The following is a 14,956-nucleotide window of genomic DNA, read 5'->3' as shown; positions in this document are numbered from 1 at the left end:
GCGTCGCCCCAGCACGTTTGTTCTCCGGCAGAGTCGCCGGGAGTTAGGAGCCGGTCATGGTGCCGCCCCGGATTATCCGGCGCCTGATCTTCGCGCCGTTGGTGATCGCGCTGACGCTGGCCGTCATCGTGACCCTGCCGATCTGGCTGCTAGTCGGTTTCCTGGCCTCCCTCCGGCTACCGCCCCCGCAACGACGGGGAATGCGGCTCATCGCCTTCGCGGTCATCTGGCTGGCCCTGGAATCCGCCGCCCTGATCGCCTGCCTCGGGCTGTGGATCGCGAGCGGCTTCGGCGGCCGCATCCACGTCGAAGCCAACCAGGAACGCCACTACGCCCTGATCCGCTGGTTCCTGTCCCGCATCTACGCCGCCGCCGTACGCATCTTCCGCCTCTCGGTCGACATCGACGAACCCGAACTCACCCCCGAGGAAGCCTCCCGCCGCCTCACCCGCCCCGTGATCGTCCTCTCCCGCCACGCGGGCCCCGGCGACTCGTTCCTCCTCGTCTACCACCTCCTGGCCCGGTACGGCAGACGCCCCCGCATCGTCATGAAAGCGGCCCTGCAACTCGACCCATCCCTCGACGTGGTCATCAACCGCCTACCCAACGCCTTCGTCCCCCGCAAAATCGCCGAAAGCGGCATAATCACCGAAATCCAACGCCTCTCCGCCGGAATGAACTCCGTCGACGCCCTGGTCATCTTCCCGGAAGGCGGCAATTTCACCCCCCACCGCCGCCACCGCGCCATCGGCCGCCTCCGCGAAAAGGGCCTCCGCGAGGAAGCCGCCCGCGCCGAATCCCTCGACCACCTCCTCCCACCCCGCCCCAACGGCGCGATCGCCGCCATCGAGTCCTGCCCCACGGCCGACGTCGTCTTCGTAGCCCACACCGGCCTGGACGACCTGATCACGGTCGGCGACGTGTGGCGAAAACTCCCCGCCCGCGCCCACATCCGCGCCAAGTGGTGGCGCTACCCCTCCGACCAGGTCCCCCGCACCCGCGAATCCCAAATCACCTGGCTCTTCGACCAGTGGACCCAAATCGACAACTGGATCACCGAAAACCGGACCGCCCAACCGGCTCCTAAATAATGAGGATTATTCAAAAGTTCGCCCTCGCGACGTCCCAGCAGGTCGGCGCGACTCGTCGAACCGCGCCGGGCTCCTTTTGAATAACCCTCAATCTTCACCAATTCGCCGAGCCCGGATTCTCTTCGGTAAGGGGAAGGGCGGCTGTCAGCGGATCGCTGAGCCTTCTTCTGGGCGCATCTTTCGGAGGGTGAGGGCGCGGCGGCGGCGTAGGGCGGCCATGCGGACGAAGGAGTCGGCGATGTTGAGGTGCGGGAACGGCTCGTTGGGGATTTCGACGCCGATGAAGTCGCATAAGGGCTGCCAGCCTTGTCGTACGTCGAACACCAAGAGGCGGTCGGGGGCGATTACTCGCTGTACGGCGGTGTTGTGTCGTTGGAAGATTTCCATGGCCCATTGGGGCTCGTCGAAGCGGCCCTCGAACGTGTCCTCCCAGATCAGGCGCTCGCACAAGGCGCGCCGGCGGCGGAGGGACGGATAGAGTCGTTCCTCCAGGCGCATGATCGCGCCCTCGATGCCGGGCTTTCTGGCCATGTATCGGTAGATGGTTTCGCGGGCGCTGGCATACCAGCTTTCGGGGTCGCGGATGGTGAGCACCACTTTGGCGTCGGTATAGGTGTCGGCCAGGTCGCGCCAGAACGAGCACGCCGGCCAATCGACGGCCGACCGGTAGCCCGCCAGCAGATCTTTCCAGTCCACCTCCTCGCCTCTTACTACGGCCTCCCACCGAGGGATCAGCTCGGGGTGCTCGCCCAGGGAGGACATGTGGTGGCATGGGCCGTAGCCGAGCTTCACCAGGGCCGCTTGCAGGGAGTATGTACCGGTTCGTCCCATACCAGCGCCGATGATCTCCACCATGGGAATTCCTCCGTGGATCGACGAGGTGCGTCGCCTGTTGTACGAACGAACCAGCACGCCGGGATTCACCAACCGCCGGACTCTGGCGACAAGCCCGTCCATGCATGATCACGGTCTTGCCGAACGATGCCGGCCACGTCGTCGCGGAGCCCTATGATCACGCGTTCCCAATATGATCACTTCTGGTCAGTTTCCGGTAATCTTGCGGTCTCTCACGTACTAGATCCTTCTTTCGACTAGTTGACGAAGAAGGATATTAAATGCCCCGTTTTCTGGCCTTCATCGGGTTGCTGGCCGCCTTGGCCCTGCCCGCCCTCCCGGCCCACGCCGCCGCACCCGACGGCACGCTCTCGCTCCGAACGGCGAGCGTGAAGGCGGGTGACCCGATCGAGCTGTCCTACTCCACGCCGCGTCCCCACGCCAAGAACTGGATCGGCCTCTACACCGACCCGGGCAGCGGGCCCGTCGACCAGAAGTACGTCGGTCCCTCGCTGAAGTGGGTGTACATCACCTCCGGCTCGGGTACGGCCACCCTGCCCACCGACGGGCTCGAACCGGGCGACTACATCACCTACGCCCTGGCGAAGGACGGCTACGAGTGGCTGGCGCCGCCCGCGAAGCTGAAGATCGTGAGCAGCGAGCCGCTCCACTTCGTGACTCGTGAATTCGCCCTGCGCAACGCCCGCGCCAAGTCCCCGTACACGGCCAGCGTCAAGGGTACGGTCCGTGGCGAGGCGGCCTTCCGGAAGGTGGACGGCCCGGCCTGGGTGCGGGTCGGCGGGGACGGCACGGTGACCGGCACGCCGCCGGCGTCGGCGTCGGCGAAGACGGCCACCTTCACGGTGGAGGCGCGCAACGACGCGGGCGAGAGCGACACCGCCACGGTCAGCGTCCCCGTACGGCCTCCGGGCGGGCCGCTGGTGCCCGAGCTCAAGAGCATGTCCTGGAACCTGTGGCACGGCGGTAGCCAGGTCAAGGGCGGCCGGGAGAAGCAGCTGAAGTTCCTGCTCGACCGCGACGTCGACGTGGTCGGCATGCAGGAGACGTCGTCCACGTCCGCCAAGGAGCTGGCCGAGGCGCTCGGCTGGGACTACTACCAGGCGGGCGCGGACCTGGGCATCATCAGCCGATACCCGATCGTCTCGCGCGGGCCGCTCCCCTCCGAGTCGGGCCTGGCGGGGATCAACGCGAAGATCAGGCTGGACGACCGGCACGAGGTGGCCATCTGGAACGTGCACCTCGGCTACACCCCGTATGGCCCGTACGACGCGTGCTTCGGGCAGTGGAGCGTTGAGCGGCTGATGGCCAGGGAGGCCGAGTCGAAGCGCACGCGCCAGATCCAGGAGATCATGTCGGCCATGTCCGGTGATCTCGCGGCCGCGGGTCGCACACCCGTCCTGCTGACCGGCGACTTCAACGCCCCGTCGCACCTGGACTGGACTCCGGCGACCAAGAAGTGCGGGTACGACTCCGTGCCCTGGCCCACCTCGGTCGCTCCCGAGCAGGACGGGATGAAGGACTCCTATCGCGTAGCCCACCCCGATCCGGTCGCGGCCCCCGGCATCACCTGGTCGCCGGTCTACCCCACCTTTACCGGCGGGTACGGTCACGACGGCCACAAGGGTGAGCCCGAGCCGCAGGATCGCATCGACTTCATCCACTACAAGGGCGATCTCAGCGTGAAGTCATCCGATGCGGTCGTCGAGGGCACCCCGGCACCGATTCCGAACCACAAGGACAACGCCTGGACCTCCGACCACGCCGCCGTGCTGACCACGTTCGCCGTCCGTTGATCGGGCGCCGCGGTCACGGGTGGGTTCGCCCTCGCGCGAGGCGATGATCAGATGATGCGCGCCGCCGGGCCGTTCTCGACCACCGAGGACGGCCCGCGGCCGCTTCTTTCGGTTCCTGAGAATCTGGCGCGGACGCTTACGTACGTCTTACCCGTCTCCCATTTCAATCGGCATTGGATGGAAGGGGTGAGCAATGAATGATCCTGAGTTCAGGCTGGCGGAGGTTCTGGGTTATGAGCCTGTTCGGCGGTCCAAGAATCGGGTCGTGATCGCTGGCGTGGCGGCGGCGTTAACGGTCGTCACGGGGGTGGGGGTGGCCGCGGCTGCCTCGTCGCCCACGCCGAGCGAAAGCGGGTCGCCGACGCCGAGTGAGAGTGGGACGCCGACGCCTTCGGGGACTCCCAGTCCGGTGGAGCCTTCCGAGAAGCCGGGGAGGATCTGGGGGCCGATGAAGGGAGGGATGTTCGGGGCGATTCACGGCGAGTTCGTGGTGCCCAAGGAGGGGGGCGGTTTCCAGACCGTTTCCACCCAGAACGGGACGGTGACGGCGGTTGATCAGGCGTCGGTCACGGTTCGTAGCGAGGACGGGTTCTCGCGGACCTATACGATCGCGGACACGACGCGGGTCAACGGCGGTCGCGAGGGGATCGGCTCGGTTGAGGTCAATGACCAGGTGACCGTGCTCGCGACGGTCGAGGCCGGGAAGGCGACGGCCACGATGGTGATCAACATGACGCGTCCGGAGTGGCCTGGCTGGGCCGGTCCGCGCGGCGGCGGGCTCGAGTGGGGACCCGGCCCGGAGTTCCGCAAGCGGCACGGAATGCCCGGTGATCAGGAGAAGCTCAAGCGTTTCCCACCAGACTCCGAGCCTGCCCCTGATTCCGCGAAACCAGAACCGGTTACCCCCACACCGACAACCTGATGGCTTCAGCCGTTGGAGAGGATGGAGAGGCGGTGGCGGTATTCCGCCTCGTCTATCTCGCCGGCGGCGTAGCGGCGGCGGAGGATTTCTCGTGGGTCGTCGGGGTGGGCGGGAAAGGAATGGCGGGGACGGCGGGAGAGAACGACGACCGTGACCACGCCGGCGACCACGGCGAGAAGGAACAACAAGCCCGCGGTGAGGAGAAGGGCGGTTGATGTCATCCTGCGCCTCCTGGGTGAACGAGGGGGAGGTCCCGGGGCGGGCCGTTCTCGATGAGGTCGAGAATCGCGCCGGTATTCACATGCTGCTCGATGAGGTCGCCCAGCGCGTCGAGCCGGGCGGCTCGGAATTCGGCGAAGGAGATGCCGGGGGCGGGGGTGAAAGTGCGGCCCGCCGTCGCGGCCACGTCGGTGAGGAACGCCTGGCGGAAGGCGTCGTTTTCCAGGGCCCCGTGCCAGGTCGTGCCCCAGACCGAGCCCACCCGGCAGCCGTCGAGAAACGGCCGCGACGGGGTGGCGGTGTCCACGGTCACGGTGCCATGGTGGATCTCGTAGGCGGCCACGCGGTGACCGTACGCCGTGCCGACGGGTCTGGCGAGTGTTTTTTCGGCGGCGAAACGGACGGTGACGGGGAGGAGCCCGAGGCCGTCGATCAGGCCTTTCTTGGATTCGACGGAATCGTGGATTGTGCGGGCGAGCATCTGGTAGCCACCGCAAATGCCGAGCACCGGCCGTCCGGCGACGGCCCTTTCCTGTACGGCTTGCGCGATACCCGTCTCCCGTACCCAGCCGAGGTCGGAAACCGTCGCGCGGGAACCGGGGAGGATCACCAAGTCGGCGTCCTCCAGTTCGGCCGCCGACCGGACGAAACGCACGACGATCCCTGGCTCGCTCGCGAGCGCGTCGATGTCGGTGAAGTTCGAAATTCGTGGCAGCCGGACGACGGCGACGCGGAGCGAGTGCGGCCGGTACGGCTGGGCGGGACGGTTGTCAAGGGCCAATGAATCCTCGACGTCCAGCCAGAGCCCGTCGAGCCACGGCAGCACGCCGTAGGTTTCCCGGCCGGTCAGCCCGTGCAGCATGTCGAGGCCGGGGGCGAGGAGTTCGGGCGCTCCGCGGAATTTGTTGATCAGGAAACCGGCGATCAGCGCCTGGTCGGCGGCGTCGAGCAACGCGACCGTGCCGTAGAGGGAGGCGAACACTCCGCCGCGATCGATGTCGCCGACCACGATCACCGGCAGGCGGGCGGCCTGGGCCAGCCCCATGTTGGCGATGTCCCCCGCACGCAGGTTGATCTCCGCCGGGCTTCCCGCGCCTTCGCAGATCACCACGTCGTACTCGGCCCGGAGGCGTTCCAGGGACTCCACGGCGACCGCCCGTAGCCGCGCTTTGAACGCGCCGTACTCCATCGCGTCCACGTCCGCGATCGCGCGCCCGAGCACGACGACCTGGCTGCGGCGATCACTCCCCGGCTTGAGGAGAACGGGGTTCATGTCCGCCGTCGGCTCGATCCCGCAGGCAGCGGCCTGGGTCGCCTGCGCCCGGCCGATTTCCGCGCCGTCGGTGGTGACGAAGGAGTTGAGCGACATGTTCTGTGCCTTGAACGGCGCCACCCGGACGCCCTGCCGGGCCAGCCACCGGCAGATTCCCGCCGTCACGACGCTTTTTCCGGCATCCGAGGTGGTCCCGGCGACCAGCAGCGCGCCCTTCACCGGGCCCCGACCCCGCTAGCTTTCCGGGTGGCCAGTGCCGCTCTGGTGAAGACGGCCAGGGCGGCGGCGGTCCAGGAGACGGCTCTGGCGAGGCGTATTGAGCGGCGGATGTCGGGGACCTCGGGGGGAGATCCTTCGCCGAGTTCGGGGCGGTGTTCCAGGCGACCGGCGTAATTGTTGACACCACCGAGGCGTACGCCCAGAGCGCCCGCGAAAGCCGCCTCGCAGCGGCCGGAGTTGGGGCTGGGGTGGCGGTGGCCGTCCCTGGCCAGCACGCTGATCGTGGTACGGGGCGAGCCGCCGACGGCGGGGGCCAGGGCGGCCGTGAGCAGGGCGGTCAGGCGGGCGGGCAGGTAGTTGGCGATGTCGTCTAGCCGCGCCGAGGCCCAGCCGAAACGCCCGTATCGCGGTGAGCGGTGGCCGACCATGGCGTCAAGGGTGTTGATGGCCCGATATGCCACCAGCCCGGGAACTCCGGCGATCGCCCCCCAGAAGAGCGGGGCCACGACCGCGTCGGAGGTGTTCTCGGCGATGGACTCGACGGTCGCCCTGGCCAGCTCCGGCGAAATCAATTGGGACGGGTCACGTCCGCACAGATGGGGTAATCGTCTCCTTGCGGCGGTGATGTCGTCTCGTTCGAGCGCGCTGGCCATGTGCGCACCCTCACGGGCCAGCGTGGTTCCCCCGAGGACCGCCCAGGTGGCGGCAGCCGTCACCGCCGCACTAACGACCGGCCGCCCGCGGCTCACCCGCTCCGCGACCACGCCGATCCCGGCCACGACGCCGACACACACCCCTGTGAACACGGCTCCCCGGAACCGCGAATCCCGATATATCCGCTTTTCGAGGGCTGCCGCCCTGGCGCCGAACACCGCCACCGGATGCCCTCTCCGAGGATCCCCGACAACGGCATCCACCCCGACCCCGACCGCCATCCCCACCGCGACCGCCCCAGACCTGATCACCCGGGCATTCTCCCCCATCCCCCACAATCAGCCCAGACAGGGGTATAGGAACACCTCCGCACACACCCCCGAAATAGGCGCCCATTGCCTCGTATGTGCGCGCTTCCGCACACGTCCGCTCAATGCAGGAGCTAGACCAGGTGATCGCGCAGGTCGTCCTCATGGGCGTCCAGCCAGGCGCTGGCCCGTCTGATGCGCTGACCTGCTCCGTTGGCCCAGAGCTGGGCCCAGGAGCCGCCATGGGATTCCGCTTTGCGGCGCATAGCGAGATAGGAGCGGTCGAATCGCAGGCGGGCGGTCGGCAGGAGGTTCCGGCGGTCGCGGGGCGTCAAGCCGTACGCGTCGGAGAAGAGGCGGAGGCGAGGGCCGACGTCGAGGCCGCGCTGGCGGGGGTCGCGGTCGAGGGGGTCGGCGATGGGGGCCCAGTGGCGGAGGGTGGTGACGACGTCGAACAGGCGGGTGGTGGGGCGGGCCAGGTCGAAGTCGATCAACGCGTGCGGGCGGCCGTCGCGGAAGATGACGTTCTCGGGAGTGACGTCGCAGTGGCCGATGATCTCGGGGGTGTCGTCGGAGGTGGAACCCTGTTCCCAGATGGCGTTCGCGGGTGGGGCAAAAGTGGCGACCGCGTCGTGGTAGCGCCGCAGGAGGCGGGCGAGCGTGATGAGGGTTTCGTCGGTGACCGCGTACTCGGGGAGGGGGCGGACGGCGGCGGCGCCGTCGATGTAGGTGAGGATCTCGCGGCCGGACGCGTCGATGCCGAGCACGCGCGGCGCGCCGTCGAATCCGGCGGACTCCAGATGGCGGAGCAGGGCATGGACCGATGGCGTGGACGGTTTGAGCGGACGGCGCACGGTCAGGCCCACACGGACGACACCTTCAGTGACATCGCCACCGGTGAGGGGTGTTTCAGACTCGGCCCGTCGCTTCGTCGAGACGAACATGCCACCTCAGCGTAGTGGCCGATCTCTTCTCCTGAACGGGATTCGGGAAACATCGGCGAGCGGCGGCGCCATGACCTGGCGCCGCCGCCCTCGGTGTCAGATCGAGCGCTGGTACGAGCCGAAGGCCCGCGTGGCCAGGTAACCGAGCAGCAGGGCGATCACCGCGAGATACCCCAGATGCGCCCAGACCGCACCCCAGTCCGGCGAACCCGACAGTGCTTCACGGGACGCCACGACCGCCCAGTCGACCGGGTTGAAGCGCGACACGCTCCGGATCCAGTCCGGCGCCGCACCCTGGGACATGAGCGCGGACGACAGGAACGACAGCGGTAGCGCGAGCATGATCGACAAGCCGATGAGGGCCTCCCTGCTCCGCAGCACCAGCGCATACGCGTTGGAGATCGAGCAGAACGCCCCCGTCAGCAGGATCGTGGCGGCGAGCGAGACGAGAATCCCCGGCGCGGTGTAGGTCGCGCCCAGCGGCCACCCCACCAGGAAGATGATCGCCGTCTGCACCACGATGGTGATCGAGTTGTACGCGAGCGACGCGATGATCAACGCCCCTCGTCGCAACGGTGTGGTGAGCATTCGATCCATCGTGCCCTGACCGATCATCTCGATGAACGTCATCCCGCTCCAGCTCGCGCCGAAGAGCACGTTCATCACGATGATCCCGGGAATCAGGAAGTCGATATAGTTGCTCGCGCCGAACCCCGGCAGCTCCGCGACCCGCTTGAACAGCTCCCCGAACAGCAGCAGCCAGATCATCGGCTGGACCAGCGAGATCGCGACGAAGAACGGCTGCCGCGACAACGCCCGGACCGATTGCATGGTGAGATACCGCGAATGTGTCGCCAGCGCCCAGCGAGCCGATCCCCTTGCGGCGGGGACGGTTTCCGGGCTCATGGTGGAGATTGCACCGTTCATCGACGTCGCCCTTCGGTTCGCGTAGGTGTGCTCGTGTCTCGGTGAGCTGCGGCGGCGATGGCCGCATGGCGGCGCCTGGATGCCTTCCGCGAAGAACGGACAGGTTTCGCGACCGCTGCGGCGGCGATGTCGTGGACCGGGTTGGTGATGATCCTGATCATGCTCATGCCGCGACCCCTTCCGCGTCGGCGAAGGAGCGGCCCGCGTAGCGGAGGTAGACGTCATCCAGGGACGGCCGGGCGACCGAAACGGACGCGACGGGGATACCGGCGGAGTCGAGGGCGGCCAGGACGGCGGGGATGGCGGTGGCGCCGTCGGAAACCCTGGCCCGGAGGGAGCGGCCGGAGCTGGTGACCTCGGTGGCGATCCGGGCGAGCAGCGCGCGTGCCTGGGGGATCGTGGCGGTGTCGGCGAGGTCGATGGTGATGGCGTCGCCGTGGAGTTCGTTCTTGAGGTCGTCGGGGGTGCCGGTGGCGACGACCTTGCCGCGGTCGACAATGGCCAGGCGGGAAGCGAGTTTGTCGGCTTCCTCCAGGTAGTGGGTGGTGAGGAGGATGGTCATGCGCTCCTCGGCGGCGAGGTGGGTGAGCTCGGTCCACATCTCGGAGCGGGCTTCGGGGTCGAGGCCGGTGGTGGGTTCGTCCAGGAAGAGCACGCGGGGATGGTGGATCAAGCCCATGGCGACGTCGAGTTTGCGTTGCATTCCGCCGGAGTAGGTGCGGCTGGGGCGGTTGGCGGCGTCGGTGAGGCCGAAGCGGGTGAGCAACTGGTCGGTTCGGGTTTTGAGGGCGGCGCGGCGCAAGCCGTACAGGGCGCCTTGGAGGTTGAGGTTTTCGCGGCCGGTGGCGGCGGGGTCCACGCTGGTCTGCTGCGGAACACACCCGATAACCCGCCGCACCTTGTCCGGAAATTTCGTGACATCGAGGCCTGCGACGTGGGCGGTGCCGCCGGTGGCTCTTGAGAGGGTGGTCAGGATTTTGACGGTGGTGGATTTGCCCGCGCCGTTGGGGCCGAGCAGTCCGAAGACCGTGCCCGGTTCGACGTCCAGGCTCAGCCCGTCCAGGGCACGGACCTTGCCGTACTCCTTGACCAGGCCTGCTGCGTTGATCATTTACGTGACCTTTCCGGCCACGCGCGTACCATGTCTCCTGATGCGTTGACGGGTCGCCGCGGGTGGCCTGTTGGCTCCTCGCCCCCGGCGTCGTGCTGCAACACCCGCCGGGGGCCTCATTTCACTGCTTATGGAAGTCGTGCCAGAACGCCAGCCCTTCGATGGTCTCCTCCCGGATCTCCCGCACCAACGACGAGACGAACTCCAGCTCGGTACGGCGAAGCGAGATCCGGTACTCCCATTCGATGTAGAACAGCCGGGGCAGCTTGGTCATGGACGAGTGCCCCCGCAACCCATCGGCCGCCGCCAGTTCCTGCTCAAGCCTGGACACTCGCTCCTCAAGCAGCCGTACCGCCTCGTCTGGCCGCAAACACCCCAGCAGCGACAGCGCCGCCTCGAATTGGGTGAACTCCTTCGTGGGCACCGCGACCAGCTCGCTCAGCCAGTCGAGCAGTTCGACACTGCCCGGCTCGGCGATCGCGTACACGGTGCGCTCCGGGCGGGACCCATCCCGCTGGACCTCCTGGGCCACGATCAGGCCCCGGCGCTCCAGCGACTGCACGACCGAGTAGAGCGACCCGTAGTTGAGCTTGATGCTGTCCTCTTTGCGGCGTTCGCGAAGGGTGGTGGCCATCTCGTACGGATGCATCGGCCGCTCGAAGAGCAGGGCGAGCACCGCGAGCGCGAGCGGATTGCTGCGTTGCCGTGACCCCATGGCCGACCTCCTTTACTCGATTCCGAGTATTTTCGAGATACATCGCGAGTGTCAAGAGGGCATCGTCGGAAGTTCGACACCCCACGGCCACCCGAATGGGAACATGTCCGTCATCGAGGAGATACACCGGCATGCCGGTCTTTGTCGTCGAGAGACGGCATGATGTCAGTTGTCAGACAGATCACTAACCGCCGACGGGCATTCCCATCGCCTGGAGCCACCATGTCGCAGTACCCGCAGGGCCCGCAGCAGTATGGGCCGCCCGGCTACTACTACCCGCCACAACCGCCGCCCCGCAAGAGCAGCACGCCGCTGATCCTGCTGGTCCTCGGGATCTTCATCGTGGTGGTGGCGGTCAGCGCCGGCGTCCTGGTGGCGATCAACCGATCGACGGTGACGGCGGAACCGACAACGTCGGCGACGCCGCGTACCAGCAAGACGGTGAAAACCGCTGGGACCGGGGACGAGACCGAAGAGACGGCCGAGCCCGAAGAGACGGCGGCTCCGGCGGAGGGGGCGCAGCGGCTCGGCCGGGCCATCGAACTACACGGCATCGCTGAGGAAACCGTGGTCCAGGTGACCGTGCGGCGCATCATCGCTCCGGCGCGGCCAGCGAATCAGTACATCGTGCCCAAGGCGGGCTCGCAGTACATCGCCGTCGAACTCATCCTCAAGAACGTGGGCGAGAAGCTCTACAACGACGCGCCCACCAACAGCGGCAAGCTCATCGACGTGGACGGCCAGCAGTACAACGCGGCCTTCGCCGAGGTACGCGACGGCGTCTCACTCAACGGCATGGTCACGGTGTCCGTCGGCGACAGCCGCAAGGGCGTCCTGGTGTACGAGGTGCCCAAGGGCACGAAACTCGCCAAGTACCAGTTCGTCCTGGACAGCGGCTACGGCAAAGACCAGGGCGAATGGGTGATCAACTGAGAGCCTCGATCGCGAACCGTCAGAAGTTGATCAGCGCCACTGCGTCTCCACTCGGAGGGCGTTTCCACTCGGACGGGGCGGTGGCCTGACGCGCCGGGCAAGCGGCTCTGATTCGATCGGCACAGTGGTCTGGCCGCGCGGAACAAGCGAATCAGATTCGATGGAACGCCAGAGTGGCTCGGCTTGGGTCGAGTAGGCGTCAGATTCGATCGCCAGGGGACAACCTGGCGTGCTCCGCGAGTGCTTCGGTTCCCGCGGTTTCGGCGTAGTGGCGTGCCATCACCGGGCTCTTCCAGCCCCCGACCCGCATGAGGTTGAGCGGATCCCCGCCCTCCCGCAGATACCCGCTCGCCATCGTGTGCCGGAACCGATGCGGAAACACGCCCGAGATGCCCGCCTCCTCGCCACGCCGGTGCAACATCTGCTGGATCCCGGTGGCGGTCAGCCGCCGATCTCCCCCATGCGCGGTCACCCCCCGCTCCGGCAGCCAGAGCCACGGTGAGGACGCATGCCTCAATCGCGTACGAGCCCGCAAATACCGATCGACCGCCGCCGCCGACTTCCGCCCAAGCGGAGCCAGATAGACATCCCCTCCCCCGAGGATGATCCGCAGCACATGCCGTCCCAGCCAGACATCGTTCGCCTCAGGATCGGACGCGCTGTACCGCAACCCCGCCAGCGCCGACACGCGCATCCCGTTGTCCATCAGGATCCGCATGATCGCCGTATCCCGCCGATCGATCCACGAATCACCGGCACAAACCGCCAGCAGCCGGGCCTGCTCCTGCTCGGTCAGCGGCCGGACCGGCTTCCGGTCCACCTTGGGCGGTTCCACCTCGGCCAGCGGCGACCCCTCCGCCCGCTCCCCCTCGGCGACCAGCCACCCGAAGAAGACCCGCAGGTTGCGGAAGTGCTTGTGCGCGTTACCCGGCGAAGAAACCTCCAGCGAACGGGCCAGAAACGCACGAATCTCATCGGGGCTGACCCCCTCCACATCCGCCCGCATCCCCCCGTCGATCAGGAACGCCGACAGCCCGCGTACGCTGTCCAGGTAGCTGCGAATGGTTCCCGGCGACTTGTGCCCTGCCTGCAACGACAGCTCCCACGACGGAAGCAGTTCCAGCAGCGTGGGGGACACGGGCACCTGTCTTCGGGGGCGGACCATCGCTCCTCCAAAAATCCGACGCTGTTCCGGCACAACCCAGCTATGCTAGCTTCGCACAAGACCGCCAAATAAGCTGGTCAACGCAGCAACGGAAGCGCCCATAGCTCAGCCGGATAGAGCATCGGACTTCTAATCCGACGGTCGGGGGTTCGAATCCCTCTGGGCGCGCACACACTTCAGCCCCTATAGGTCCCCAGAAGCGGGGCCACCTGTGTGACCTGGGATTTCTCGTTCGGTGAGCACCGACACTGCGACCAGCATCAACGCAGGCCAAGCGGGCTTGGCATCACCTCACCCGATCGCAGGACGTCCGGGGTTGTCCGCGCGGGTTGCCGTCAAACGACATGTGGAGGCACGGCCAACCCCTACCGAAGAACGTTCATGCGGTGATCAATCTGAGTCCGTGATGGATCACAAAGTCCTCGAAGTCCTTGACGTTCAACGTGGCGAGAGGAAACCCGTGGGTCAAACAGACGGCAGCGATCCACATGTCGTTCATCGGGCGGGGCCGACCTCGAAGCATCGCGGCGGCCGAAAGCTTGCCCCAGATCACAGCTACGTCTTCGTCTCCAGGCAGGATTGGGATTACGGCCAGCCAGGCAGTGACGGCACCTCGGGATCGGGCACCCCAGCTTCGCACCTCGGCCCACTTGGTGAGTTCGCCCAAGGTAACGAACGTGATGAACGGCTGGGTGCCAATCAGCCGAGTGGCCAGGCTGCCGGTGAGTCGCTGTTTGATGATCAGAGAGGAGACGTCGGTGTCCAGGATGACGGGGGGCTTGTTCATCGGCTCGGGCTACCCCAGGTGAGCACGACGCTCGGCGTAAGTGAAGGCCAAGAACTGCTCCAACTCCTCGTCGCTTTCAAACACATCTGGCGCCGCGAGATCATCGAGGGATTCGATTGGGCGGGCACGCTTGGCCCTGACCAGTTCCTCCGGGGAGGTCTTCGGACGGGCAGGCGGGTAGATCGGGTGGTCGGGCTGGCTCTCGCTCATGGTGACCTCCTCCTCGCGGGCCTGCTCGTGCTCTTCCAGAGTACGGCGCGCAACCTGCTCGCGCACCCGATCGGAGTAGGGCGCTCGCCAGCCGCCCAGCCTGGGCCATCCTCCCGATAGGCACCGAGGGGTCGTGCGCGCCACGTGCGGTGATCGGCCCTCCGGCGCGCCGTGAGCGCGCCCTTGAAACTGTAGAGAAAGTCCTCATCGGTCAGCGGCGGTCCTCGATCGAGATGTATCGGATCCTGGTCATGCCGACGCCGAACAGGGACCGTGATCAGATCCCGGGCCTGTAGCCGTCAAACAAGGTCCGGCACCCCAAGTGAGGCAGGGGTGCCGGATTTCGTATTACAGATCGGCGAAGTACTGTGCGACATCGTAGTTAGCGATTAGCCTAGCCAGCCCCATAGGGGTCTGACCATAGTTATTCTCCTTTAGCGGGTCAGCTCCAAATTCACGCAGAACAGTAATCAGCTCACCTCTTCCGCGAGAATTGACTACCGCGACGAATAGTGGAGTATTTCCGTGACGGTTAACCGAATCGACAGAGGCGCCGCGATCCAGTAGTGCACGTACAGGCCCCTAAATTCCACTCTTGTGCAGCAAAATGGAGCGGAGTAAAGCCGTCGCGGTCTGAGAGATTCGCTTCCTGGGCCTTTTTCTGGGCCTTCGCGGCTTCTTTCCGCGTAACCACTCACACGTGTCCGTGAGCTGGGGTTATGCGGTGGCTTGAGACAGCGTCCAGGGGTTGCCGAGGAAGGCGTCACGGAGCGCATGGAAGGCGTCGATGCCGTGGTTGGTTGCGGTGACGAGGTAGGTATGGACGCGAC

Annotated in this window: 15 protein-coding genes and 1 tRNA gene; 5 read left to right on the top strand and 11 right to left on the bottom strand. The window is 66.7% G+C overall.

Annotation, left to right across the window (positions count from 1 at the left end; translation table 11 throughout):
* The first annotated feature begins 56 nt into the window (after positions 1–56).
* Positions 57–1,091 (top strand): 1-acyl-sn-glycerol-3-phosphate acyltransferase, encoded by a 1,035-nt coding sequence (locus ABGB08_RS47130; RefSeq protein ID WP_347604611.1) that lies wholly within the window; start codon positions 57–59, stop codon positions 1,089–1,091.
* Positions 1,092–1,235: 144 nt separating this feature from the next.
* Here the strand turns inward: ABGB08_RS47130 and ABGB08_RS47125 are convergent, their stop codons facing one another.
* Positions 1,236–1,946 carry a sulfotransferase family protein gene (locus tag ABGB08_RS47125; RefSeq protein ID WP_347604608.1) on the bottom strand — a complete coding sequence of 237 codons (711 nt, stop codon included), beginning with the start codon at positions 1,944–1,946 and terminating at the stop codon, positions 1,236–1,238.
* A gap of 260 nt (positions 1,947–2,206) precedes the next feature.
* On the opposite strand from ABGB08_RS47125, the gene ABGB08_RS47120 reads away from it, so the two are divergent.
* Together ABGB08_RS47120 and ABGB08_RS47115 are read left to right on the top strand one after the other, a co-directional pair.
* Complete coding sequence (locus ABGB08_RS47120) at positions 2,207–3,739, top strand: endonuclease/exonuclease/phosphatase family protein (protein WP_347604605.1); 1,533 nt, start codon at positions 2,207–2,209, stop codon at positions 3,737–3,739.
* Between the two features lie 448 nt (positions 3,740–4,187).
* Positions 4,188–4,661: a hypothetical protein gene (locus ABGB08_RS47115; protein WP_347604602.1), complete on the top strand. Its 474-nt coding sequence runs from the start codon at positions 4,188–4,190 to the stop codon at positions 4,659–4,661.
* A gap of 5 nt (positions 4,662–4,666) precedes the next feature.
* Here the strand turns inward: ABGB08_RS47115 and ABGB08_RS47110 are convergent, their stop codons facing one another.
* The 7 genes from ABGB08_RS47110 to ABGB08_RS47080 form a co-directional block, all read right to left on the bottom strand.
* Positions 4,667–4,882, bottom strand: coding sequence for an SHOCT domain-containing protein (locus tag ABGB08_RS47110; protein ID WP_155349904.1), 216 nt, complete (start codon positions 4,880–4,882; stop codon positions 4,667–4,669).
* Positions 4,879–6,372: a cobyric acid synthase gene (locus tag ABGB08_RS47105; RefSeq protein ID WP_347604599.1), complete on the bottom strand. Its 1,494-nt coding sequence runs from the start codon at positions 6,370–6,372 to the stop codon at positions 4,879–4,881. The genes ABGB08_RS47110 and ABGB08_RS47105 overlap by 4 nt, the downstream gene beginning before the upstream one ends.
* Positions 6,369–7,307 carry a cobalamin biosynthesis protein gene (locus tag ABGB08_RS47100; protein WP_347604682.1) on the bottom strand — a complete coding sequence of 313 codons (939 nt, stop codon included), beginning with the start codon at positions 7,305–7,307 and terminating at the stop codon, positions 6,369–6,371. Before ABGB08_RS47100 ends, ABGB08_RS47105 begins: the two co-directional genes overlap by 4 nt.
* A 161-nt stretch (positions 7,308–7,468) precedes the next feature.
* Positions 7,469–8,200, bottom strand: a complete 732-nt coding sequence (locus ABGB08_RS47095; protein ID WP_347604596.1) for a phosphotransferase — start codon at positions 8,198–8,200, stop codon at positions 7,469–7,471.
* 174 nt (positions 8,201–8,374) lie between these two features.
* Entirely contained in the window at positions 8,375–9,205 is an 831-nt protein-coding gene (locus ABGB08_RS47090; protein ID WP_347604594.1) for an ABC transporter permease, read from the bottom strand.
* 163 nt (positions 9,206–9,368) lie between these two features.
* Positions 9,369–10,316 carry an ATP-binding cassette domain-containing protein gene (locus ABGB08_RS47085; protein ID WP_347604591.1) on the bottom strand — a complete coding sequence of 316 codons (948 nt, stop codon included), beginning with the start codon at positions 10,314–10,316 and terminating at the stop codon, positions 9,369–9,371.
* 121 nt (positions 10,317–10,437) lie between these two features.
* A complete protein-coding gene (locus ABGB08_RS47080; RefSeq protein WP_347604588.1) occupies positions 10,438–11,031 on the bottom strand; it encodes a PadR family transcriptional regulator in 594 nt (197 codons plus the stop codon).
* A 222-nt stretch (positions 11,032–11,253) separates the two neighbouring features.
* Between ABGB08_RS47080 and ABGB08_RS47075 the strand changes: the two genes are divergently transcribed.
* Positions 11,254–11,964: a DUF4352 domain-containing protein gene (locus tag ABGB08_RS47075; protein WP_347604585.1), complete on the top strand. Its 711-nt coding sequence runs from the start codon at positions 11,254–11,256 to the stop codon at positions 11,962–11,964.
* Between the two features lie 199 nt (positions 11,965–12,163).
* Here the strand turns inward: ABGB08_RS47075 and ABGB08_RS47070 are convergent, their stop codons facing one another.
* Positions 12,164–13,129 carry a tyrosine-type recombinase/integrase gene (locus tag ABGB08_RS47070; protein ID WP_347604582.1) on the bottom strand — a complete coding sequence of 322 codons (966 nt, stop codon included), beginning with the start codon at positions 13,127–13,129 and terminating at the stop codon, positions 12,164–12,166.
* 94 nt (positions 13,130–13,223) lie between these two features.
* On the opposite strand from ABGB08_RS47070, the gene ABGB08_RS47065 reads away from it, so the two are divergent.
* Positions 13,224–13,297, top strand: a tRNA-Arg gene (locus ABGB08_RS47065).
* Between the two features lie 211 nt (positions 13,298–13,508).
* Here the strand turns inward: ABGB08_RS47065 and ABGB08_RS47060 are convergent.
* Both ABGB08_RS47060 and ABGB08_RS47055 read right to left on the bottom strand, forming a co-directional pair.
* Entirely contained in the window at positions 13,509–13,916 is a 408-nt protein-coding gene (locus ABGB08_RS47060; protein WP_347604579.1) for a type II toxin-antitoxin system VapC family toxin, read from the bottom strand.
* Positions 13,917–13,925: 9 nt separating this feature from the next.
* Positions 13,926–14,192: a hypothetical protein gene (locus ABGB08_RS47055; protein ID WP_347604576.1), complete on the bottom strand. Its 267-nt coding sequence runs from the start codon at positions 14,190–14,192 to the stop codon at positions 13,926–13,928.
* Between the last annotated feature and the right edge of the window lie 764 nt (positions 14,193–14,956).

The sequence above is a fragment of the Acrocarpospora sp. B8E8 genome, assembly GCF_039871605.1.
GTDB lineage: Bacteria > Actinomycetota > Actinomycetes > Streptosporangiales > Streptosporangiaceae > Acrocarpospora > Acrocarpospora macrocephala.
Note: the sequence above shows the minus strand (reverse complement) of the source record. Positions and strands in the feature narration are given on the sequence as shown.